Annotated in this window: 13 protein-coding genes and 1 pseudogene; 3 read left to right on the plus strand and 11 right to left on the minus strand. The window is 60.4% G+C overall.

The features are described from left to right. Nucleotides 1–45: 45 nt before the first annotated feature. The 4 genes from M727_RS39355 to M727_RS0129000 form a co-directional block, all read right to left on the minus strand. A complete protein-coding gene (locus tag M727_RS39355; protein WP_051505787.1) occupies nucleotides 46–5,187 on the minus strand; it encodes an ATP-binding protein in 5,142 nt (1,713 codons plus the stop codon). A 341-nt stretch (nucleotides 5,188–5,528) separates the two neighbouring features. Next, on the minus strand, nucleotides 5,529–10,085 hold the full coding sequence (locus M727_RS0128990) for an ATP-binding protein (protein ID WP_027155542.1): 4,557 nt from the start codon (nucleotides 10,083–10,085) through the stop codon (nucleotides 5,529–5,531). Nucleotides 10,086–10,652: 567 nt separating this feature from the next. Continuing rightward, nucleotides 10,653–14,267, minus strand: a complete 3,615-nt coding sequence (locus M727_RS0128995; protein ID WP_027155543.1) for a DEAD/DEAH box helicase — start codon at nucleotides 14,265–14,267, stop codon at nucleotides 10,653–10,655. After that, nucleotides 14,260–15,225, minus strand: a complete 966-nt coding sequence (locus M727_RS0129000) for an aminotransferase (RefSeq protein WP_027155544.1) — start codon at nucleotides 15,223–15,225, stop codon at nucleotides 14,260–14,262. The genes M727_RS0128995 and M727_RS0129000 overlap by 8 nt, the downstream gene beginning before the upstream one ends. Nucleotides 15,226–15,922: 697 nt before the next feature. On the opposite strand from M727_RS0129000, the gene M727_RS37895 reads away from it, so the two are divergent. Continuing rightward, nucleotides 15,923–16,129 carry a hypothetical protein gene (locus tag M727_RS37895; protein WP_051505788.1) on the plus strand — a complete coding sequence of 69 codons (207 nt, stop codon included), beginning with the start codon at nucleotides 15,923–15,925 and terminating at the stop codon, nucleotides 16,127–16,129. A gap of 240 nt (nucleotides 16,130–16,369) precedes the next feature. Here the strand turns inward: M727_RS37895 and M727_RS43335 are convergent. The 6 genes and pseudogenes from M727_RS43335 to M727_RS40735 all read right to left on the minus strand — a co-directional run. Further along, a pseudogene (locus M727_RS43335) lies at nucleotides 16,370–16,477 on the minus strand (damage-inducible protein); the annotation flags it as partial. Between the two features lie 253 nt (nucleotides 16,478–16,730). Next, nucleotides 16,731–17,447 carry a hypothetical protein gene (locus M727_RS0129010; protein WP_027155545.1) on the minus strand — a complete coding sequence of 239 codons (717 nt, stop codon included), beginning with the start codon at nucleotides 17,445–17,447 and terminating at the stop codon, nucleotides 16,731–16,733. 252 nt (nucleotides 17,448–17,699) lie between these two features. After that, a complete protein-coding gene (locus M727_RS40730; protein WP_084646947.1) occupies nucleotides 17,700–18,164 on the minus strand; it encodes a hypothetical protein in 465 nt (154 codons plus the stop codon). Continuing rightward, nucleotides 18,164–19,363, minus strand: coding sequence for a nucleotidyltransferase (locus M727_RS0129020; protein ID WP_027155547.1), 1,200 nt, complete (start codon nucleotides 19,361–19,363; stop codon nucleotides 18,164–18,166). Before M727_RS0129020 ends, M727_RS40730 begins: the two co-directional genes overlap by 1 nt. After that, nucleotides 19,360–20,373, minus strand: a complete 1,014-nt coding sequence (locus tag M727_RS0129025) for a CBASS cGAMP-activated phospholipase (RefSeq protein WP_156941669.1) — start codon at nucleotides 20,371–20,373, stop codon at nucleotides 19,360–19,362. The genes M727_RS0129020 and M727_RS0129025 overlap by 4 nt, the downstream gene beginning before the upstream one ends. Before the next feature lie 2 nt (nucleotides 20,374–20,375). Next, complete coding sequence (locus M727_RS40735; protein WP_084646948.1) at nucleotides 20,376–20,600, minus strand: DUF2188 domain-containing protein; 225 nt, start codon at nucleotides 20,598–20,600, stop codon at nucleotides 20,376–20,378. Nucleotides 20,601–20,730: 130 nt separating this feature from the next. On the opposite strand from M727_RS40735, the gene M727_RS0129030 reads away from it, so the two are divergent. Together M727_RS0129030 and M727_RS0129035 are read left to right on the plus strand one after the other, a co-directional pair. Next, a complete protein-coding gene (locus M727_RS0129030) occupies nucleotides 20,731–21,045 on the plus strand; it encodes a helix-turn-helix transcriptional regulator (RefSeq protein ID WP_036263827.1) in 315 nt (104 codons plus the stop codon). A gap of 26 nt (nucleotides 21,046–21,071) precedes the next feature. Further along, on the plus strand, nucleotides 21,072–21,932 hold the full coding sequence (locus M727_RS0129035; RefSeq protein WP_245269037.1) for an ImmA/IrrE family metallo-endopeptidase: 861 nt from the start codon (nucleotides 21,072–21,074) through the stop codon (nucleotides 21,930–21,932). 172 nt (nucleotides 21,933–22,104) lie between these two features. Here M727_RS0129035 and M727_RS37900 read toward each other — a convergent pair. Next, on the minus strand, nucleotides 22,105–22,528 hold a 424-nt coding region (locus tag M727_RS37900), incomplete at its 5' end, for an SMC-Scp complex subunit ScpB (protein ID WP_036263830.1).

Raw genomic sequence — 22,528 nt, forward strand, 5'->3', positions numbered from 1 at the left:
ATCCCGCGATTTCGCCTTGCGCGCCGATCGTGTAGGAGGACCTTTTCAGCTTCTCCCATCCAGATGCGCGACCGATGCCTGTGGGTCGCCCGCCGCCGCTTCCACCCGCAACTCCAGCTCATGCGCCTCGGCGACGCCAACCCCGATCAGATTGCCCAGCGCGCGGTCGATCCGGCCCCGCGCGGGATGCGCCGGGATCAGCAGGCTCGGTTGTTCGGCGAACGCGGCGTCGAACCAGCGCACGACGCGACCACCGATGCCAGCGGTGATCCACAGGCCCGCCGCGCGGGTGCGATCGAACCAGGCCTCCACGGCATCGAGGACAAAGTCGAGGTGTCGCGCCCGCGGCGCAACGAGGAGCAGCTTCATAGTGCAAAGCGCCACGAACACCGTCGGGCCACCCGTCAGCAGAGGGCGCATTGTGGCTAGCAGCGGGTCGACACGGTCGAAGAGTAATGGTGGAAGATAGCTGTGCGTCCCGTTGAACGGATCGTAGGTATTGAGGAGCATCTTCGCGATGATGCCGCCACTTTCCATGTCGATCCGCGAGCTGGCCGGATCGCCGGCGTATTCCCACCGCTTGAGCGCGATCACCCGCTCCACCAGCTTGGCGCGCAGATCGGCAGGCCGAGAGGCGGGGCGTTGGGGATCATTGAAATAGAGCGCGTCGGCCGCATGCATGACCGCCTGCGCAACGTCGCTGAAGGGCTCGTCTGGCAAGTCGGTCACAAGCTTTAGATCGGTATGGAATGACGCGGGCGTGCCGTCGAGTAGTCGCTCGGCGAACAGCGCATAATAGTGCAGGTTCCAGTCGTGGGGATCGCGGTCGATCTCGATATCAACCGATAGCCCCAATCCGTTCATTCGCGCGGTCCAGTCGGCATAGGCCGCGACCACCTCCTGCCGCCAGCCGATCGATCCCTTTGGCGCGGCCTGGATCATCGCCAGCCACTGCGCCGCAGCCGAGCTGTCGACGTGGACGATCTCGATCGCCTCGTCATCGTCGAACTCTCTCGGTGTGACTGGTCCGGGAACTCGGATGCGCGAGCCGCGGCGTAGATGTGGACGCGCCCTGGGCCAAATCGGCCATCCAGGTTCGGCGCCGCCATCCAGCCACGCGATCTCGGCCGCGACCGCGGCATCGATAGCCGCGGCCCGCTCTGCTTCGAAACGCGCATGCTCGGCGTCGTCCTCCTCCTGATAGCTCTTCCAGCGCCAAGTCATGCTTGAGAAGGCTACGTGCATCGCCGCTTTGAAGAGCCTGGGCTCGATCTCGAGGATCCGCGCAAGGCCGGCGGAAAAGGCCGGCGCGGCGCTGCGGTCCTTGCGGGTCGCGAGCCGGATCAGCGCATCTCGGTCCGCGTTGCTCCCCTTGCGCTCCCAGAGATGAATCAGTCCAAGCGTCGCGATCGCCGGGCGGTTGAAGCGCAGCGTATCCTGCGAACCACCTCCGCGATCGGACTGCTCTTCCAACGCGATCGAGATGACCTGACGAACCCATCTCTCGTGCGTTGCGAGCAACTCGTCATCCCCATCGCGTGCCACCAGCAAGGCAGTCTTGATCAGCCTCGTCGAGCGCGATTTGAGAGCATCGGTGTCACTGTCGTCGGGGAGACCACCCTCTGCGTATTCGACCGCATCGCGTGCCGTTGAAGCAGTGGCGTGTTCGCCTTCTCCGCCCATAGCCAAACTGATGCGCGCCTCGAGTTCGCTCGATCGGACAAACTCACCCCGCATCTTCTCCATCGCTGCAAGATGAGCGGCCTCGTCCGCCGGCGATTGATAGGCCAACTCCCCGCCCCCGATGTCTGTCCAGTTCGACCGCTGGAGCATGTTGTTGGCAACGCGTGCGATGAACCGGGCATCTCCCCAGTTCGAATAAGGCTCATAGGGGTCCAGGTTCTCGACCGCAGCGCTCATCTGCTCACGCAGACGGTTCGCAATGCTATCGTCGCCCATATAATTCGGGACGATGTCAAACAAGGACGCACCCCGTGACGGGCGGGCTTTCAAGTCGGCGAGTTTGACCTTTCCATCCGGCTCTTTCCCGATAGGGAAATCGATTCCCGAACCGATATGATCATGGGTCTGACGCGCACGGTCGGCAGCCAGCAGCTCCGAGGCCGCGATAAAAGGAGCGAGAACATCACGGCCTACACCGAAATGCGACAGCAGCACGTCGATTGCGACCAGCAGATAGGCTGCACAGCTGCCCTCGGGTCCAAGGATGTCGGTGAGCACTTCATCGACAGGGACACCGTCGTCGAGGCGCTGCTGGCTCCACGCCTCGAGGGCCTTCAGTCCGGAGGCCGCCGAATATTCGTGGCTCTGATCGCGAGACCACAAGTAGCTCGAAGTCCAGGGAAAGAAGCGCGGGCCATGGCCGAGATCGACGGTGTAGCCGTCGTCTTCCGACACAAGCCCGTTGGTGTTGAACGCAATCGCTTCCGCGACCAGCGTCCGAATCAGTCTCAACCCTTCGGTCGCGCCGGTCTCCAACAGATCGAGGAATGGCGGCTGCGCTGGCGAGGCCGGCAGATAGTCGCTGTCTGCGAAGGTGAACGCTCGCCCCATCGAGCGGTCACGGCGGCCGCGCCGATCCCGCTTCTCAATGAGGCTCGACAGCACGAGGTCCGCAAGCTCGGCCGGCGCAACCGGCGCAATAGTCTTGGAAAATGGCCGGATCGCCTTGACCTTGTAGCTGTCCTTCTCGGCGCCGAGCTCCCTTAAATAAGTCTTCAGTTGATCAGGCGCGAATTCGCCAAGCAAGACCGCAATCAGGCGCAACTGCTCTATCGTGCTACGCGACGCGTCGCTCGCCGCCCGGCCGAGGCTTCGCTCTCCGGGGATCGTCACCTCGGCGTCGCGAACATCAAACTGACGCAGCCAGCCAAACAGCATGATGGCCGTCTGCTCGGCGAACGGTCGAAGGTGCTTGAGGAAATAGACCTGTATTTGGACCAGCTCGACCACCGCGCCGATCGCCGACATTGGAATCTCGGCAGCGTGCGCCACCACCCAGCGCAGGACTAGAACTGCCGACCCGGTAATATTTGTACGATACGAGCGCGGCAGATTGACCTTGGAGCCGTCCGGCATCGTGATCAAGTCGGCCGTCGCCACGGTCTCGGCCGCCGCGATCGCCGTGCACAATTCGATAAGGAGAGCTGCGCCGTCTGCCAATAGACCAGCGCTGCACGTTTCGAGCAGTTCGAAGCCGGCCTCCGACCGGGGCAAGGCGAGGATAGCCTGGCGACGCCATGATCCGTGTGCCCCTTGCGGGGACAGGTGCGCGAGCAGATCGGTCCAGGCGCTGAAATTTTTCCCTTTCTCGAGCGCGAGGCGGCCGGCAAACTCGATACCGCGCGCAACGCGCGGCGATGTCGGCACACTCAGATCGAGCTCGGTCAGACGGCTCGGATCCTCTGCGATGTAGTTCCCGATCGCCCAGTCGCGCAGCACGTCGTGATAGAAATCGAGCCGGTCGCGACGCACTTCCTTGAGCGTCAGGGTCCTGAGTAGATGCGACCGAGCAGAAGAATCCGTGGTCAGGTCGATGCCGTCTTTTCCCTTCAAGGCACTGGCAGCGAGTGCGGCCAGCAACCGCTGCGCTGCGCGCACCTCGGGGGCAGCCGTGCCGTCCGCTGTCTTCCACCATAGGTCAGCCATTGCCGCTTCGGTGCGAACCTCGGTCGCGCTGGGCACCGTCAGCAGCCGGGATAGCCGATAAAGATTACGAGCAAGACCGGCGGCGGGGTGCTTGGGGTCGAGCAGCAACCGCAGATCCGGCGCCTGATCGACTAGGATCGCAACTTCATCTTCTGACAGGGGCCCGACGCTTACGCGGTGCGCGCCGCCCAGTACAGCAACTATCCCTTCGTCGAGCCAGGATTCGACATCGCCATGTCCGACCGCGCGCATGGTTGCGATTACCTTGAAGCCAGCGATCGCGCTCGCCGCCCGCATGAGCTCGATGATCGTTCGCTGGCGCCCGCCATCGTCGAACATGTCGATGCCGTCGATAAAGAGCGTCGGGCCGCCGCTCGCGGCCAGATCGGTCAGGAACTCGACCGCCGAACCCGGGATGCCGAGCGCGTGGGAAAACGGCAGCCAGCCGCCTGCCGGCGTCGCGTCGCGGTCAAGCACGATGATCGGCGCCTGACGCGCCACGCGTTCGGCGAGATGCCGAAGAACCCAGGATTTGCCGACACCGGAATCTCCGCGGATTTCAATGAACCGGTGCACTTCGGATGCATCGTCCACTGCAGCGACAGCTTCCAATCGCGGCAAGGTCACACCCGCCACGCTCGTCCCCATATGGGCAAGCGTATTCTGTGCGAGCTCGGCGATCCTGGCGCGTGCTGGCCCATAATCGCGGTCCCCGGCAAGCCGGAACCCTGCCTCCGCAAGATCGGCCCTGAGCCTATCTCGATCAATGTTACCGCCAGTGGTTCCGGTCTTGATCGACAGGTCGGTCAGCCGGCTCCATAGCGCCTCGGCACGGGCGACATCCTCGTCTGCCAGCGCCACCCGCGCGAGCGCCAGACCATGGGCCCGGGCAATCGGCGCCATCGCTTCGAAATCGAACTCGAGGATGAGCATTCGCCGCAAAAGCAACCAGATCGCCTGGTCATTGTCAGCGATACCGCCGGCGATCAAATGCTTTCGCGTCGTCGCGACGAAGTCGCGCATGTCCTTGCTCGCGACGCCCTTGGCGTCGATGCGGTTGAAGAACGCTGTCGCGCTATCCGCAGTTCGCGCCCATTTGAGCACATCCTGATAGGCGCCCGAAATCTTGCGGCTGGTCCGTTGGGTCGCGATGCCGAGAAGATGCCGGTCCTCCGGGACAGGACCCACCGTGCTCAGCGCAATTTGCGACGCGACGTCCTGATAGACGCTATCGCCAGGCGAGAAGGTAATATCCCGCTTCGACTGGATTTCGAGGATGAAGTCGCCCGCCGATCCCACGCCCGAAACTATCAGGTCATCGAGCTTGAATCCCTGCTCCGTGCCCTGGAACCGAACGCTGACGACCCGGGCGTCAGGCAAGCCCGGTGCCCGATTGCCCGTCAGCAGCGCAAGCAGATATAGCGCGCCGAGCTCACCTTCGATATAGGCACCGGCTGGCCCCCGCGATGCTGGGCTCGAACCGCGCGCGATTTCGGAGCTGGACTCCTGTTCCTCCATTGAGATGATTTGCAGGGAGTCGTCCTCCCGATCAAGTGGGCACAACACTTTGTTCTAGTTCACCTGAACGGTCGGCAGGTTATGGCTTCGTTGAAAACAGGTGAGAAAGGCCGAGATGAGGCGCTTTGCAGCCGGCTGCCTTGCTGCCCGGAAGTGGACTTCGAATAGGCAATAGCGGACTCTGAGGTCGCCACGAGCCTTATCTTACCTGACCCGTGACGGGCAGCGAAGGCTTGAACCAGCACAAACCAGACCTGACCAAGTGGTCTCTATTTATTCCATCTGGGTCCAGACATCGAACCAATCTTAGCCGAGCTGCACACAACTGTGCTCGCGGCGCGTCAACGATCCTTGTCCGATCTGGAGGCCGCGTTCTCTCGGTCCTTGAGAAGTCGCGTACGGAGCTGGCGGGCCTCGACGACAAACTCATAGGGGAGCGTCTCAAAGACGCCCTTGAGGCTGACCGGATCGTTGCGCGCCCAGAGATAATAAGGATCGACGATTTCCATGATTTTTACCAAGCGAGCCCATTGGATAGGTTTCGGCGAATCGAGCAGCCGATCGCGATGCAATAACGCGGCCGTTTCAAGGTGACGTTGACGGAGCGCCACGCGGGCGGCATCACTTACGGCCGGCAGAGTTTCGGCTGCGAGTTGATCAAGCCAAGGTACCATCACAGCTGAAGGGATGACGGTGGCTACCTGAGCCGCCAAGACTCGGTCCTTTGAGCGCTGCGAGTTCGCCAGCGGGGCGAGTAGCGCTGCCAGCCTATCGCCCCCCAGATGCACCCGAAGACGCCGCTCGAGTTCCAATCGAAGGGAAGGCTTTGCGTCTCGGTAGCGGAGTAGGAGTTCCGAGCCGGCGCGATCTGGGTCGATCTCAAGCATCAGGTCGGCCGAAGCTGGTACCTCGTGGCGAGTGAGCAAGCGCTGCGCGGCGAAATAGGCTTCGTCCGGATCCTCATTCCGCAAATAGCGAATGGCCGCGATCGCGTTCCCGCGGTCAAACCCCGAGTGGCGGTAAGCCGCGCGCAGCAGCTCGTCTCGAGCCCGGCTGTCGCCCGCCTCGGCCAGCAGTCGCATAAGCCCGCCGTCAACGATCAGGTGCCCGTTGGTCCGCGAGCGCCGCAAGAAGCTGACGACCGCAGCCCTGCCCTCGGGGTGGTCGATGAGCGGGCGCAGGTAACCTTGGCCCGACCATGATGAACTCCCTATGTCCTGCTCCGAGAGCCAGTCAATAACGGCGCGCCGGGCATCTTCGTCTCCGTGTTCGCCGAGGTAGGTCGCGACGAGGTGTGCCTCCTGGTGGATCTGCCCGGCAATCACCTCGCGCGCCAGCGGAAGCACTCTGGGCGTGTAGAAGCCCAGCGCCCGAAACGACGCCAGTATCCTGATTCTGATTTGGCGGGAGGTCCCTGGTTCCAGGAAGGTTGCGACTAGGCGGGACGCATCCTCCGCGGCTCGGAGGAAGCCCGTCAGAGCTGCGGCAGTGTCGAGAGATTGTGCGTCGCCAGCTGCGAGAAGGTTCGTGATGCGGAGGCGGAGCGCCGAGGTGTCCCGGCCGTTCGACGAGCGCATCTTCGCAGCATTCAAATAGATGGGGGAGCCGGTTCGAACCATGCTTTCGATGTGCGCGTCGCAACCGTGTACGGCGAGCGCTTCCATGTACAGGACCTGGCCAACGGATTGGGCGTCGGGGTCCACCAGGGCTGCCGACAGCGACCTCGTGACGGCGTGTGCCTCAGACCAGCGGGCGGCGATGAAGCCATCCTGGCGACCAAAGGTATTGGGTCTTGCGAGCTCGGCCACCACCAAGTCATCGAACCCCGGCCCAGCGATCATCGCCAGAATGCGTTCGCAATGGCCGCCGGTCACATCGCGCGTCATATCGATGCGGCCGCGACGCCGTGCAGCGAACGTCAGCAATTCGGCCTCGAGCGCCGTGCCGGCACGACTTCTCAGTCTGTCGAATTGCCAAGGTTCACAGAGGCGAGGGAGGAAGTCCAAGGGGTGATGCAGTCGCCCCTCCTCCCGGTTGGGATTTCCGGTCCCGTTGAAGACACGGAGTCTTTCGGTGAAAGCGTCGAGAACTTCGTCGAGCGTTTCGGCATTCATCGCCTCGGGTCTGTTGCGGTAATAGAAGATGAGCTCGGTCGGTGGATCGTCGCTCCTGCTCGCACGCATGCGGATCGCGTCAGCGAGGCCCTTTGGATCGGCCGCTGCCAGTAAGTCGAACCACCAATTGGAGGCTTTCCAGCCGTAGAGGTCGCTGCCCTCCGCCAGCTGCCGCATGGCATCGCTTGGCGCTAGCCGTGCGCGGCTTCGCAAGATGCGCTCTGGCATACACTCCTGCGCACCGGTCCCGGCTGCGTCAAGTACCGTACTCAAGGACGTTTCGCGGAAATGGCCTATTGCCTCTACGAGCGCTGCGCTCGAGGACGTCATTAGGGCCACCAACCGCTCGCGATGCCTGTTCCAAATCGCTGACGCCGTATCTCCGTCAACCGATTTCTCATCCTTGAGCCGCCACAACAGCTGGTCGATCGCCGTCACGTCCGTTTCGGCGGCCAGCTTCTTGTCGAGCCACTCCGGAGCTGCGGCAACGGCGATGCGCAGCGCATCGGAACTCAACTCCCGCCGGATAATCGCGAGCGACCGTGCCTCGACATCCGATGTGGTTGCGGCCTCGTCGTAGGCGGCCGTGCGCGCAAGGTGCTCGCCCCAGATCGAGTCAAGCGCTCTCGGAGCCGGCACCATGCGGGCCGCCCGCAGTCCGATGTCGACGAGGCGCTCGACGCCCGACGTGATCTGGCGCTCGATCAGGTCCTCGACGGGCTGGGCATCCGCGACTGCGATGCTGGCGAGGGCGAATGGAAGATTCCTCAGGATTTCCGTATCACCCTCTTCACCGAGCTCGTGGGCGGCGAGATATTCCAGGGCGGGAAGGATGCGCGGGCCCAGGCTGCCGAAGCCGTTTGTCCACTGATCCTCGGCATGGTCTTCCGGGTGCATCCGCGCGATATGCTCACGGATGAGCATGGCAACGAACTCGGGCTCGCTCTGGCCAGCGAGCAGCCACAATGCGTCGAAGTAGACATAGCCAAGACGCGTGCCGATCGCTTCGCCACTCTTGGTTCGCAGAACGTCGATCGAGGCAAAACGGGCCTCGGCTTCCGTCGGAGACAATCCATCCTCCAGTATTGCTTCGACCAAAGATTCCGCGACCGCCCAGTTGAGCATTCGGTCCGCGGCGAAAGCGATGCGGTCGGCAACCACGCGCCGTAAAAGCCCGACCTGCTCAAGGCGCAGGATTGCGGGATCGTCGAGCCCCGCGGCCCGCATCTCGCCGATACGCCAAGGATAGTGGCTTTGCCCTCTCAGGAGTTGGCCGGCCAGCGACCTCAGGCAGTGTCGGTCGCTGGGATGGTCGAATTGCTCGCGGGCATCCAGGCTCGCGTAGTCCCAATAGGCGTTGAACAGCTGATACTCTGATACGCCCGCCCAAGCATCGCGTTTGGGTAACTGAACAATAATGCTAGCGTGCACCGGCTTCAGAAGCAGTTCGAAAACATCGTCGGGCGTGGTCTCCAGCGCCGTGGCATGCCCATGTACGGTTAGGAAGCGGCGCAGTTCGGCACTCCGGAAATTGCCGATCTCAATGATCTGCAAATCTTGGCGAACCGAGCGGATTGCCTCGGTAATGCGCGGCTGGGCCGAGATGACGATGCGCACACCATGTTCGTGCCACCTGGCTCGCGCGAGCCGCTCCGCGAAGGTCCGATCCTGCACGTCATCGACATAGAGGGTGAGCCACGTCCCATCGGCGCGACGGAGCGCCTCGCGCAGGCTTTTGGCCATGACCGCGATCGGCGCGCGATCCGGATGCGCCGGTTGCCAGATCCGCTCCGCGATGAAGTCGAGAACCTCCTCGATTGTCGCGGGCGCGCGCATGAGGATAGCGAGCTCGCCGCGATCGATCTGCTCGAAGGCGAGTTGTGCGAGTGACCAAGTCTTACCCTGTCCGGACTCGCCCGAGAGGACGGCGAGATCGGCCACGACATCGGGCAGAGCTCGACGCACCTGTAGTTCAACGGCGTAGCCGATGAGGCGGGCGTCCTCTTGCAGATGATGGCCGAGCAGCGTCGGCAAGGACTGGATATGTGCAAGCAGGCGGTGCGCTCGCGGACTAACCAGGGCGAGCAGGTCTGCGGACGACAGCTTTGCCCCATTCGTTGCGAGCATCATCAATTGGCCAATCAACTGATGGCGCTTGTCACTCACGTGTTCGCCGGGCTCGATGAGCGGGGTAAGCACCTTGTCGATCTCGTCTTGGGCCGCCGCTGGATTGAATACGTGGATTTCAAGCCGATCGAGCAGATGGCGCAACTCAGCGGTAACCTGGTCTAGGCCAGCAAATTTCGCGAGGCGTCGCTCAAACTCTGCCGTCGTCAGGCGTTCAGAGCCCCATCGATGTGGTTTGCCAGTAGCCCGCCCGCGCGACGCGATGTAGCCCTGAAGCGTAGCAAGGCCGGCCCCGTTGTTGGTGACGAAGCGAAATGTCTGGTCGGCAGCGATATGAGCCGCACGCAGCAAGTCGGGAAACACCTTTGAGGCGACCTCACTGCTGGACCATTTACCCCGACGGGTGCGCATCTTCACCTGTTCGACGATGTCGCGTGGTCCGCGAAGAAGCCTGTGGTCCCCGCCGTCGGAGGGTTCGAGATGCAAAATCATCTGGGCGCTGCCGTTCACAGGCGAAAGCGCGATGCTCGTCTCGAGGCCGAGGTGAACGCTCCGCAAGATCTGCACGAGAAAGCCGGCGATCGCGCGCCGGCCCGGCGTTCCCGCGTCAAGGTCGATGGCAAGCGAGGCCGCGATCTGAGACGCCGCGTCGTTCATTGTGTTGGCTTCCTCAGGCCCATTCCATGATCGAGCGATGATTCGCTCTCAGAAGCAGCCTAGCCATCGGTGCGGCAAAGGCGAGGCAGAAGAAGGGACCTGGCGGTTGAAGCGGGCGGAAGCATCAGTCTACTTCGCGCCGACCTTTTTGTCCGCATTTCCAAGCCCGACGTTCCTGCACCGCGGGACCAAACTGTGAAACTCCCCGCATAGCAAAAGGGCTGACGGGAGGTCCACAGTCTGGGACGTTCAAGGTTGATATCGGAGCCTTCGGACCGATGTTCACGAACGTCGTCCCAAGGATGCGGCGCGAGCGATGTAAGTCGTAAATGGTTTCCGCCTTCGTTTGGTTAGACAAGATAGGATTGAATCGGTGTCGCCATTCTCGAATGGCAGCTCAAGAACGGACGGATCGCTTTGCATTAATGATTGCCCCTCAGTTCGCACATCGCTCCCGCGACACCGGAACATAATGTGAAAGTCCCATGATCGTGGCTGTACGAGCAATTGAGCCGACCGCCACCGTCTGTCAGGCTCTCTCATCGGCCAGTCCCGCTAGATTCGTCGCTAATAGGTCCTGACCACAGAGAGTTCGCCGTTCTCGATGAGAAGATCATAGTCGTTAGGCTGCCTGAACCCGGTCGGGAAGTCCTTGGGGATCGGCGACACCGCGAGCCTGAAGCCCGATGCATCGAGCCAGCGGATGCGCAGTTCGGAGCGCACGGGAATTACCGGGTAGCGCCCCGCCCGGCCGTCAGTCCCAGAGAGATCTGCAACGATCGGGGCACGCCTCGCTGCAGCGGCTTCGGCGGTCCTCAGAGTCTTAGACCATGCCAGTAAATTGCTTGGATCGATTTGGTCCTCGCTGCTCAGATCTTCGATCTCTTCCTCAAGCCATGCGAGATATTGCCCGCGCATGCCTTCAGCTTCGGGTCGCGATTTTGCGATGCCGAGCGAGAGTGCAAAGGCGACAAACGGATCGAGCGTCCCCCAGCGCAGCAGCTCTTTTGCCCAAAAGGCGTACCATGGAAGTCCGGTGACGTCCTTCCAAGTGTCGATCGTAGGTGTATCGAGCGGATCATCGGTCCCTTGCGACCACGCCCGCGCGACAACAGCGCCGATGGCAACGCCCAAACGAAACTCGAAATTGTCTGAGGTGAAAATCTGCCAGGCACGAAGATCTTTCGGCTCCGGCCCCACAGCGCCCGGCACCGCCATCCACCAACTGAGCACTTCGTGCCAGTTGGCGTAGAGAGTGCGGCCCATTTCTGTGTCGCGGATGGAGAATCCATAACCGCCATCATCGGCAACCGCTTCCCCGAGCGCGATAAAGACGGCAAGGCGCGCTTGTGGGCGCATCGTGCCGTAGCCTACAGTCTGCTGTAGTTGCTCGAGAATGGTCCGTGCGACCAGCTCGAAGCGTCTGCCGACGTGGGGAGCGTAGCCGTAGTCGTAGAGGCGCTTTCGCTCTCCCGCATCAGGATAGATCGTCTCCACCATCCCCCGCCCTCGCTTGATAAAGGCCTGCTCCATCCACTCTTCGGTCGCTTGCGCGACTTGCGTGAATGTTAGTTGCCAAAGTTGCGCAAGCATTGCCTCGGCATTGGCCGGGGTTGCTGCGACCGCACTGATCGCCTCAGTCTCCTCGACGGCCGCCAAGATCATCGTGTCGAGTTCGTCGAGCCGATCAGCAAGCCGCGCTGCAGGCGTCGCGCGCGCTTGGCCGGCATCGGCTGAAACGGTCGCAGGGGCAGTCACTTCCAGCCAGCGAAGGAAATCTTCGTTGTCGTTGACACCAGGCAGACGCAGCGCCTGTTGCCGAATAGCGCGGAGCAAGACAGCAAGCGGACTTTTTGTATTTCCGTCGCCCGCGGCGTCCGCCCTCAGTCTTGCGATGAGGCTGTCGTACTCATTGCGCCGTTCGCGCACTTGCCTTCGATGCGTGCCAAGTTGCCCTGCGGCTGTCGTGGATGGTGCTATCGGCAGAGCGACGAGTGTAAGCCCTTCCATTCCTTTCGCGGCGCCCGGCCGGCCGGCCCGGCCTGAGAGATTGCGGAACTCCGCCGCCGACATCGGATACTCGGTCGGAGTTTGCGTTGCGACGTCAAATATTGTTCGCTTCAGGACGGGAAGAAAAATCATATCGAAGGGCAGGTTGACGCCCTCGGTGAGGGTCGCTGTTGCGACAGTGATCGGGCAGATGGAGCGATCAATGAGAGCTACCATCAGCCGCCGTAGCCGCTGCGGCATCTGGCCATGATTGGTTGCAATGCCACGATTAAGAAGGCGGAGTTCGTGGGAGTTCTCGCCGCAATAATCGATGCAGACCGTGCGCGCGTCGGCAAAGAGCGCGGCATCATCACCCTCTGAGGGAGGGACGAAAGCCGGGATGTCCTCCCAACCAGCCAAATCGAACGCCTCGGCGTACCAGCCCATTGTCTGTTCGGGACGCTGCGAGATCGAGATTAGGATGCGACGGTCATCGCCTGCGAGGTGCAGCGCCGTCCACAGAATGCTATTCTGCGTAAAATGATTCAGGCTGTTGCGGATGCCTGAAAGCGGCTCCGGCATCGGATCAATCTTAAGCGGAATATAAACGTCGCCGCGGCCCCGCACGCCGAGCCGATGGTCGTTGACCAGGTGCAACTCGATGCGCGGCGATCCCTTGCTCACCTCGAGCACGCCGATAGCCTGGCGAGTACTGCGATAGTTCGACCCGACCGGCTGCGCGTCGGGATCAGATTCTATCCAGCGGGCAACGGGTGCAGCAGCGCCCCCTGCAACGGCTGTCAGCGCAATGCGGACGATATTCGGTTTGCGCAGCAGCAGGCGAGAGATAAAGCTTTCGAGCCGGATCGCTCGATTCATATGTTCGGCAAGAGCATTGCGCTCGCGCTCATTGTCTTCAAGAACGACCTGATGGGCCTCATCGACGATGAGTAGTTTGAGGCGCGCTAGCAGCATCGGACCCAGATAGCGCATGAGGGCATCCGCCTTCTCGACTGTCGCGATGAGAACAGTCGGTGAGTCAGACGTCAGCCATGCATCGGTGATTCCCCAGTCGGAACCGCCGTAGAGCCCAGTCACCACGAAGTCCCGGCCCAGCTCGCCAGTGAGTTTCGCTTCGACTTCGCCCGCAAGTGCGCGCGATGGCACGATATAGAGCCCAAGCGGTGCAAGGCCCTCCTGATCGTCCCGCAGGATTAGCAGCTCCTTGAGGATCGCCAGGTTGGCGACAAGCGTCTTGCCCGAGCCCGTCGGCGTGCAAAGGGCGAAGGACGAGTTGTCGAGGAGCCGTTCTATACCCTGCTTTTGCGACTGCCAGAGAATGCCTCGGCCACGCGCATACTGCCGCCTTGCAAACTGGTTTACATCGAGCAGCCTTTCGGGGTTGAGCAAGCCCAGTTGCCGCAAGGGTTCGTAGATCGTGGACGTGCCGAACCGCTCGCAGGCAGAGCGCAGAAAGAACGCGAGCAGCGCGACATCATCGGGCGACGTTCGAACGAGAAGGCGCTCGACATCTCGCAAGCGATCGAGTGCAACCGAGAACCTTGCTGTATCGCCCCGCCGCAAAGTCTGCGCTGCAAGGCCGATGCAACGAACAAGCTCGATGGTGCCGAACCATGTGACGCTTTCTTCGGTGCCTTCACCGAAGAACCTCTCGTCAACGCCTCGCAGCGTCAGGTCGCGGTTATCGTTCCAGAACCCCGCAACGCGGCGGAGCACGGCGTCGAAATCGGCCTTGAGAAAATCGGCAAAGAGCCGCGATCCCCGGTCGTCTGGGACGACTTGACGCAGCAGTCCCGAGGCCATCGCCGGCAGGCCACCAAGCTGGTAGCAACCAGCCGCAAGCAATGCGGTCGGAATTTCTTCGCCGATCTTGTCTCTCGCTCGTGCGAGCCACTCCAGCAACTCGCCGGCCCTTCGGTACGCGAGTGTCGCTTCCTCGGGACTTCCTTCGCCGACGGTCGAAAGCACCTTGCCAGCGCGGATCAGGAACCGCGCCTGCTGGAGGATCGTATCGGAATCGTTCTCACTCCATTGAATAGTCTCAACATCCCAATCCGTTTGCAGGCACCGGACAAATGATCTCGCCTGCAAAGCACTGAGCGTCCTTTCCAGAGCAAGGTCGTTCTGGATGGCGCGGGCAAGGTCGAGCCGGTCCTGATCGAACTCAGGCAAGAGCCGCCTCCTCTGCCCAGAGGCCTGCATAGATCGCGTTGATCAAACCGTCACCTTCCGCGATGAGCAATTCGACTACTTGAAGGTCGCGGCCAGCCTTATACTCGTCCGGCACCGTCTCCCAGGGGAGGAGCGCCTGACCGGGGCTTCGGCTGGCGGCGGGGCCGCCGACGAGAAGGATCATGTCGGTGCGCTCGACGGGATTGGGATTGCGCCGCGCAAGGATGCGATCGAGCGAGGCAATAACCTTGGCGAACTTATCGGGCTCGCATTCCTCCAAGATGGCGTGGAGTTGCTCCAAGCCGAGCGGCACGGGAAGCGCCCGATTGACCTCGTACCAAACACCCTTGCCATTGTGGATTCTCTTCGTCTTGTCAGCCGGATCGTCAATCTTCTCGCCGAGCATGACGGTGTTCACGACCGATGGGGACCAAATCCCGCGCCACTTGGCTTCGCCCGCAATGAAGCGCGTGATGTTGTCTTCTTCATCGACCACAATCGCGATGAAATCGTCGCCTTTGCGCCCAAGGACCTCGCGTGTGCGTGTCGGGTCTCGGCTGAGAGTGTAGATATATTGACCTGCGTCCTCATGATTACGGAAGAGGAAGACGGGGATCAGGTATTCGTGTTTGCCAACGAAGTCGTAGGTCTCCGACATCATCCCCGACATCACCTCGCCGAAGAGACCTTTACGAGCGGTCAAAGGCAGTGACGCAGGATATTGGGCGTCGCAGCCGGCATCGCTCGCGTCCGGATGGAGGCTGATGCGAGCCAATTTGTGAAAGCAACCCCTCGCGTCCAGATGGGCCGATTCGAAATAAGGGACGAAATCTCTTTGGAGATTGGCGTCTGACGCTTGCCTCTCTTCAAGAAGCAAGTGACCGTAGTTTCCGAACTCGCTCGGATATTCGCTCAGCCAAGCATTAAGCGCTTTTTTTGGAGGAGGTGCGGTATGCATAAGACCTGTTTTTATATGACGTTTTTTGCAATTTAAGGAAAGCGCGAGAGTTACGCTACTGCACTATCCCGTTATACAAGAAAATCTGGATACTGGCAGCCGTTGGAGTGTCTTCTTCGATAGGACACTGACCGGCACTATGGCGACGTCTTCGATTTCTGCCGGCAGCGTCATCTTTGGCATTTCGCTACGCCTTCAGCAACGGCCGACATGAGGGCGCAAAGCTGCCGTTCACCCGTGGAAGCGTGCGTCGCCTTGCGTCAGGAATTTGCTAAGGTGCGATGAGCATGCCTCCCAGTGCGAAATGGATTCTTCACATCCCTGAATGTCTTGCCGCGCGCCAAAGTTCAGTCCTCCACTAAATCGCGAAGCGCCGATCGGATGCGCGACCGAAGTGCGTTTATAAAGGCATTTGTCCGCTCCTGGAGCCAGTTGAGCGCGCGTGTGCGTCTTCTGGGTTTTCGAGGTCCTCCACGGTGACCCGCCGTTTGACCAGGTGGGTGCTCTGGTTCCTATCACGACGGCTGAGCAGCTTCGGAACGTTGGGAACGAGTTCGACAACTGCCTGAGGCGAAGCCGTTAGAAGCTGGAATCGCCGTCCCGCTACACCTGATCAGGATTGGGACTAGAGTCGGGAGCCTCATCTTTGCCAAGGTCACAAAATACCCGACACCGGGGCTTCGATTGGAGTATTTTTGTGACGATCAAGATTCTTGCCGCCGCCGGCGCCCTTGCGCTGGCCGGACTGCTTGCCGCCCCAGCAAACGCGCAAGAGACTTTCCACGGCTACGATTGCACCGATGACTGCTCGGGCCACGAGGCCGGGTATGATTGGGCGGCAAGGAACGGCATCACCGACGAACGGGATTGTGACGGAGATAGCCGGTCTTTCAACGAGGGTTGACAGGCGTACGTTGAAGAGCAAGCGGATGATGCAAGTTGGAGCAACCAGTCCGATGATGAAAACGACAACGAGGACAGTGACGAGTAGGCATCCCGCTACTCATCCCGCCATATCACCCTTCTCTCCCATCTGATCTCGACCAGGCGCCGGAAGCGGATGCCCTCCAGTTCCAGGCCGACCGGGTGAAAAGCTCGGCGTTTATCAACCCCTTGCGTCGGCACTTCCGGCCGCGCTTTCGGGCGCGACACCGGCCGCCCACAACGCGGCGGCCGCGCCGTCGATGGCCCCGTTAGCGCCCGCGACCTCATGCAGCGCAAGCCCTCCTCCCGGCAGCACCCGATCGATTGCCGAAGTTTTCCCGCGTCGAGCTTGCGCTCGGCGAGCGTGTGGGAAAGTCGCCGCGCCCATGATTAACCAAGGCATGGCGCTCGAAGAGGCCCTGACGGCCGCCTAAGGTCGCGACCGTGGGCGGTTCATCGCATTCCAACCCATGGCGACCGCGACGGGCTCGGTGAGTTCTTTCTTGCAAACAACCGGATCGTTCATAGCAGCTGGAGAGCCCGCGAATTTTCAGCAGAAGGCGATAGCGGGCGACTAGTCGTCAGGAGCTCACGTTGCGCCCCCAGAAATCAGCGCTGAAATTGTTCAGCCGGTCATCGTCACCGAGCCTAACCTCAAACTGACCTGGAATGCCCGCTCCGTCACGGCCCGCCCGGAAATAGTCGCGCACTGACCAATGAGCCAACCGCTCAAAGTACTCCCATTCGTAAAGCAGGTCACTCTCACGGTTCTCCGCAAGCTTCCTGGCGCTCGGCTTTCGCTTAGGCTTCGGCTGAGCGAGTGCAAGATAGTCCAAACGGGGCCGGACTTTGTGCTTGAAGACAATGGACCCGGAAGTCCATTCATCCCCGGTCGCCCGGCGCCACCGGTAGCTGACGCGAACCTTCATGTTCTGGGTCAGCCCAAATGGAGGCATCGTCGGATCGTAGACAAAAAATAGCTGGCTCTCGCGTTCCTCGACCTCCATGCGTTGCTTTATCTGGGCGAACGCAAAAGTCAGATCACTGCCGGCCTTGTGAGCGGAATATAGCGTCTCTTCGCGCTTCTTGGCCGACTTCGCGATCCTATACGCCGCAAGCGCTCGATCGAAGTACCGAAGCTTGGTGGCCGCGTACTCTCCGCAGTCGTAGAGTGGTAGGCTGCTGAGTTTTCCGAGGTGCTCTGAACTGATGGCCTGATTAACCAAGTCATGAAGCTCGCCGCTGTTAATCGCGCCGATGGCCTGCTTCTCGCGGTGACTTAGGTTTATCAGCCCCATCTCGCTCTCCGTCCGCATAGATCACACCGTCACGTTCAACGCATTTGAGGTATCTGACAACGCTCTTGTACGAGAAGCGCGCCCAGAAACATGGCTAAAGGTCAGATGACACCTTGTGCCACTATCGTCCTTGACCCGATGAGGTTGAGAGCCCGTCGACCGGCTGCTGCGCTTCATCGCCACGCACGCGCAGGTACCCTGCCACCGCGCACCGATACCGAAAAGTGAGGCCTTGTTTGCCTTCTCCCCTTGCTACCGCGTTGCCCGGCGAACGGCCCGGCGGATGACTTCGCCCGAATCTGGATCGGGGTGCTCGCCACCGCCTTTCCATTCATCAGAAACCAGCCATTCTTCAAAGTAGAATAGCCATGTCGCAATCCATGGAATGAAGGTCTGGTCCAGGCGCATCGACCCCACCCACTCATGCGCTTTGGGCAGGTGCAGGCAGAGTCGGAGTGGATCACGGTAGACGTGGGGCAATTTCCTCTCGCCACCAAGAAGCTGAATGTCCGGTTTCAGCACGACAGCTTTCGCTGATCCGCCTCGCTCATAGCTCAGACGGACGCGATAGTCCCGACTCAACGGCGTGGGACGAACATGATATTCCCAGGTCAAGCCTTTTGCATTCAACGCACCATCGCCCGCACAAATCGGGTTCGCTCGCAGGAACAAGAATTGCTGTGCGGGCGTGAGATCAGGACGGGTTGACCAGCTCATTAATCACCGAAATACGTGTTCTTCGGCACAGCGGTCGCCGCGGCGCTGTTGGTCAACGTAAGACCGATCATCGGCGCAACAAAAAGCTTTTGCGCCGCACGCGCGCCTGAAATCTGTTCCGTGCGGGCATCCATGACGCGCGCCACGACGGTCTTGCCGTAGGAATCGCCGAGTTTCTTGGTGATACGATCGAGGCCTTCGAGTTCAGCGAGGTTCTCGAAGTCGGCGAGCGCCTTGGCGTGCCACGCATAAAAAGCCGTGGCCCGCGCAGGTTCCTTGTTCCAGCGCTCGGCAAAATTCTCACCGATGGTCGTTTCGTTGGCGACAACATACATCCGCTGGCCGTTAACAAACGGCCGATCGATGAAGTGAGGCATCATCCGGATCGTAGCGATGACGACATCAAGTTCGGAGTCAAAGGTGAACGTGTTCACGCAACACTCGTAGGCTTGCGCTGCCAGCGTCGTAATGACGATGGAGATTGGTGCGATGTCTGCCTCAATGTCGAAGAAATAGATATCGCGGTGGCGCTTCAGCAGCTGAACCGTGCGGCGCAAAATGCCCTTGACCCTCATGTGAACAGGAAAGGGCTCGATATTTGCCTGTCGGTCAGATGCGATGGCCTTTTGAACCTTGAGGCGGGGCCGCATTAAGGCGCGTTTCTCGAACAGTGCCCGATATCCCTTTGGGTTGGTGGGCTTGAATTCGCTCAGGCTCTTGTCCGGTACCAACTCGCCACCATTGTTGCAGCCAGGGTTCACAATTGTCGGTGAAACATCCAGATGGAATTCGCGGGCGTAGTTCAGACGCCAGCACCGCTTTTTCTCCTCAAGCATAGCGGCATAGCGTGCATTTTCGCGAAGTCGGTCGCCAACGATCTTCTTCAGCTCAGCTGGCGGGCGCACCGACGCAAATCGGAAAACAAGGCAGATAACATCAACATCAAAATCCTCGCGGCCGAGTGGCTTCACGGAGGTGCCAAGCCCCGCCGATCCATGCGGGTAAACATCGATGTGCTGCAAAACAGAATTGTCCGACGAGGACAACCAATCTGCGACCGCCTCATAGCTCGCCTTGGCGGCCTGCATTTGCGCGGTGGTCAGTTCGAGATCCTGACAGATCTCGTCCAATATCGAATAGATCTCGGATTTGCGCAGCAAGACACGTTGCGGCACGAGGCTTCTGGCAAGCTCGTTCATTTCATCACCTCGCTCAGTTGGTAGCATGGCACAAACGGCTCTGCCGGTTCCGTCAGAAACACGGGTTCGATGCGCGCCCGGTCGCGGCGAGCCGCTGCCGCGCCCATCCCCTTCAACTGAGTAATTTTGCGGGTGTCATCGAGCTTGAAGAACTTTTTTGGCACATCCGGGCAGAATCGAAATAGCGCCTCGCGCTCATATTCGTGACCCGTGAGCAACTTTGCCATCCCCATGGCACTGCGCGATTGACCGTCCATAAATAAACGGATGACATCAGAACCAAGGACGCCCCAGCCGGGCGCCTCACCGATCATGTAAACTTCATTCACACAGCCAAGGCTGAGCACCCGCAGGCTTGTCGAAGGCCAACCCAGCAAGGTGATGGCTTCAACGACTGCCATTGCGATCGGGTTGTTGCACCACGTGCCGCCGTCAAGCAGGCCGACATCGTCTGCAGTACGATGCCGCTTGAAATAGGTGGGGGCCGCCGCCGTGGCCATCGCCGCATCAAGAGCAGACTTCTTATAGTCCGTCTTCAATCGGCGATGATGCGCCGTCTTGTAGATATAGACACTGCGCAGGTCGGCATCCCATGCAGGGACCAAGAGCCGCGTCTTGGCATCGCCAATGCGCTTGCCCTCAAGCACACCGTCTAGCTCGGCGCGCAGCAATTCCGCGTCATGCTTTGGCGCGGTGACGTGGCGAACCTCTCTCAACAGGTCACCGATGCGGGTCCAGATGGAGCCGCCGGCCTGCCCGAAGATATGGGGGCCACGATGAACGTAGAGATCGAGGAGCCGCTTCGCGGGCAACCCCAACGCAAGACCGATTGCCAGAATGCCACCGGTCGAAGTGCCGGCAATGAGATCAAAATACTCGCCGATTGGTCGGCCGATATCTTCTTCCAGCGTAGCCAGGAACGACGCTGGTTGAGTCCCCATGATACCGCCGCCGTCGATACACAATATCCGGCGGATCGGCTCCGAGGTTTTCTCATCCAGCGTCGGCATTGTCATCCCTTCGGCGGATACGGGTCATTCCCATATGAATTACGATCGCGAATTTCACCGTTGGGGCGATGGATCACGACTTCGCTTCTCTGATTGATTGCGATCTCACGCGCTGCGCGTTCGGCATCCGCCTGGGTGCCGTGCGTGGATGTTACCCTTTGGTTCCCGGCTCCCCGGACAGCCCATGCATTGTCACGGGGGATGACGTGCTGATTTTTACCAGCCATGCTACTCTTCTTCTTCCTTGACCTGATTCGCAAATGGTAATATCATTCTGTACGTTCTGTCATAGGCAGAGCCCAAAAAAAGTCCCTTTAGGGGCTGACGATCTAGGTAAGGAAGCCTATACGATCTGTCATGACCGAGTCAAGCATCCCATCCACCTTCGCCGCCCGCCTGCGTGACATCCGTGAGAAAAGAGAACTGAGCCAATCCGAGCTTGCCCGTGAGGCCGGGATGCAGCCTTCGGCCATAGCCCACTTCGAGGCGGGCAGGCGCAAGCCATCTTTCGATAATGTTCGCGCACTCGCAAAGGCCCTGAAGGTCACCGCTGACTATCTGCTCGGCACCAAGACGACCACAACGGCCTTCCGCGACGAAGAAAAGTTGTCCGCAAAGGATCGCAATTTTATCCAGAACATCATCGACACGATGATCGGCGACAAGAAGTAGGATCCGTGGCAGGCTTCCGGCTAAAGATGGCAACACAGCTCGGCGAACAAATCGCCGCCGAGTTCGGCTTTCATCAGTTTCCGGTCGATCCGTTCGACATCACACGGCAAAAAGAAATTGCAGTGCAGGCCAAGCCTGCCGATGTGAAAGGCGTATCGGGCGCGATTATTTTTGCGAACGACAAGGTGACCATCATTTACTCGAATGAGTATGAGAACGCCGGTTTCGAACATTTCTCCCTCGGCCATGAACTGGGCCATTATTTTTTACCAGGTCACCCGGAAGAGATCATAGCGATGGGCGGGGCGCATCTGTCCCGTGCTGACTTCACGCAGAATACGTCAATCGAGCTTGAAGCGGATCATTTCGCGAGCGGCTTGCTTATGCCGACGGCGCTGACACGGAAATTTCTATCGAATAATCAGGTCGGCCTAGACGGCATTCTGAAGCTGGCGGATGAAGCCGGATGCTCATGCACCGCTGCCGCAATCCGAGCCGCCGAATGCAGCGCTTATCCGCTCGCAGTGATCGTCTCGCAGGGCGAGCACATTGCCTACGCTTTTATGTCGAACACCTTCAAGGATCTGGACAAGCTTTCCTTCTTGCGAAAAGGGATGCCTTTGCCCGACAGCGAGACATTGCGCTTCAATAGGAGCCCCGCAAATGTCCTGCATGCACGGCGTGCCAATGCAGAGACAAACCTCAAGGATTGGTTCGATTGCCCGAGGCGGTTGACCCTTGATGAAGAAGTCATCGGGCTTGGAAAATATGGCTACACTCTAACGGTGCTCAGCAGCGAACTCTTGCCGGATGATCCCGGCGAAGAGGAGGACGAGGATGCTGCCCTCGAAGAGAGCTGGACCCCTCGGTTCGCCTACAAGCGATGATCAAACGAGCTATCGTGCGGGTCACGCAAGTTCTCCGCTTTGTATGTATAATGACTACGAGCAGCACATGATCTGGGCCGAGTCTGCTGGATCCCCACGGCATATCGCGCGACTCATCTATTGATCATAGGCAAACGCAGCGCGGCTATTCGCCCGCCTCTTCTCCGATACCCTATTGTCCGGCGGAAAAGTCTGGCATGATGTCACCGCCCAGCAATTTCTCCTTCGACAGCAGCCCTGCATCTTCGAGCGCCTCGAAGTCCGGCAGGTCGCGCAACGTGTCGAGCTCGAACTCCAGCAGGAATTCTTTCGTGGTGACGTAAGTGTAGGGAGCCCCCGGCGTCGGGCTACGCGGACCGGAAGCGATCAGGCCGGCACCGCGCAGATGACCAATAAAATCGCGACTGATCTCCTTGCCGAAGAAAGACGACAACTCGGCGCGGGTGATCGGCTGGAAGTAGGCGATGCACATCAGCACCAGCACTTCAGATTGCGTGAGGTCTGCCGCGCGCTCGTTACCGCCGACTGCACAGCGGATGGCATCGGCATAGGCCGGGCGGGTCAGATGCTTCCAGCCTCCGGCGACCGATACCAGA

It is taken from the genome of Mesorhizobium sp. WSM2561 (assembly GCF_000513915.1).
Classification (GTDB): Bacteria; Pseudomonadota; Alphaproteobacteria; order Rhizobiales; family Rhizobiaceae; genus Mesorhizobium; species Mesorhizobium muleiense.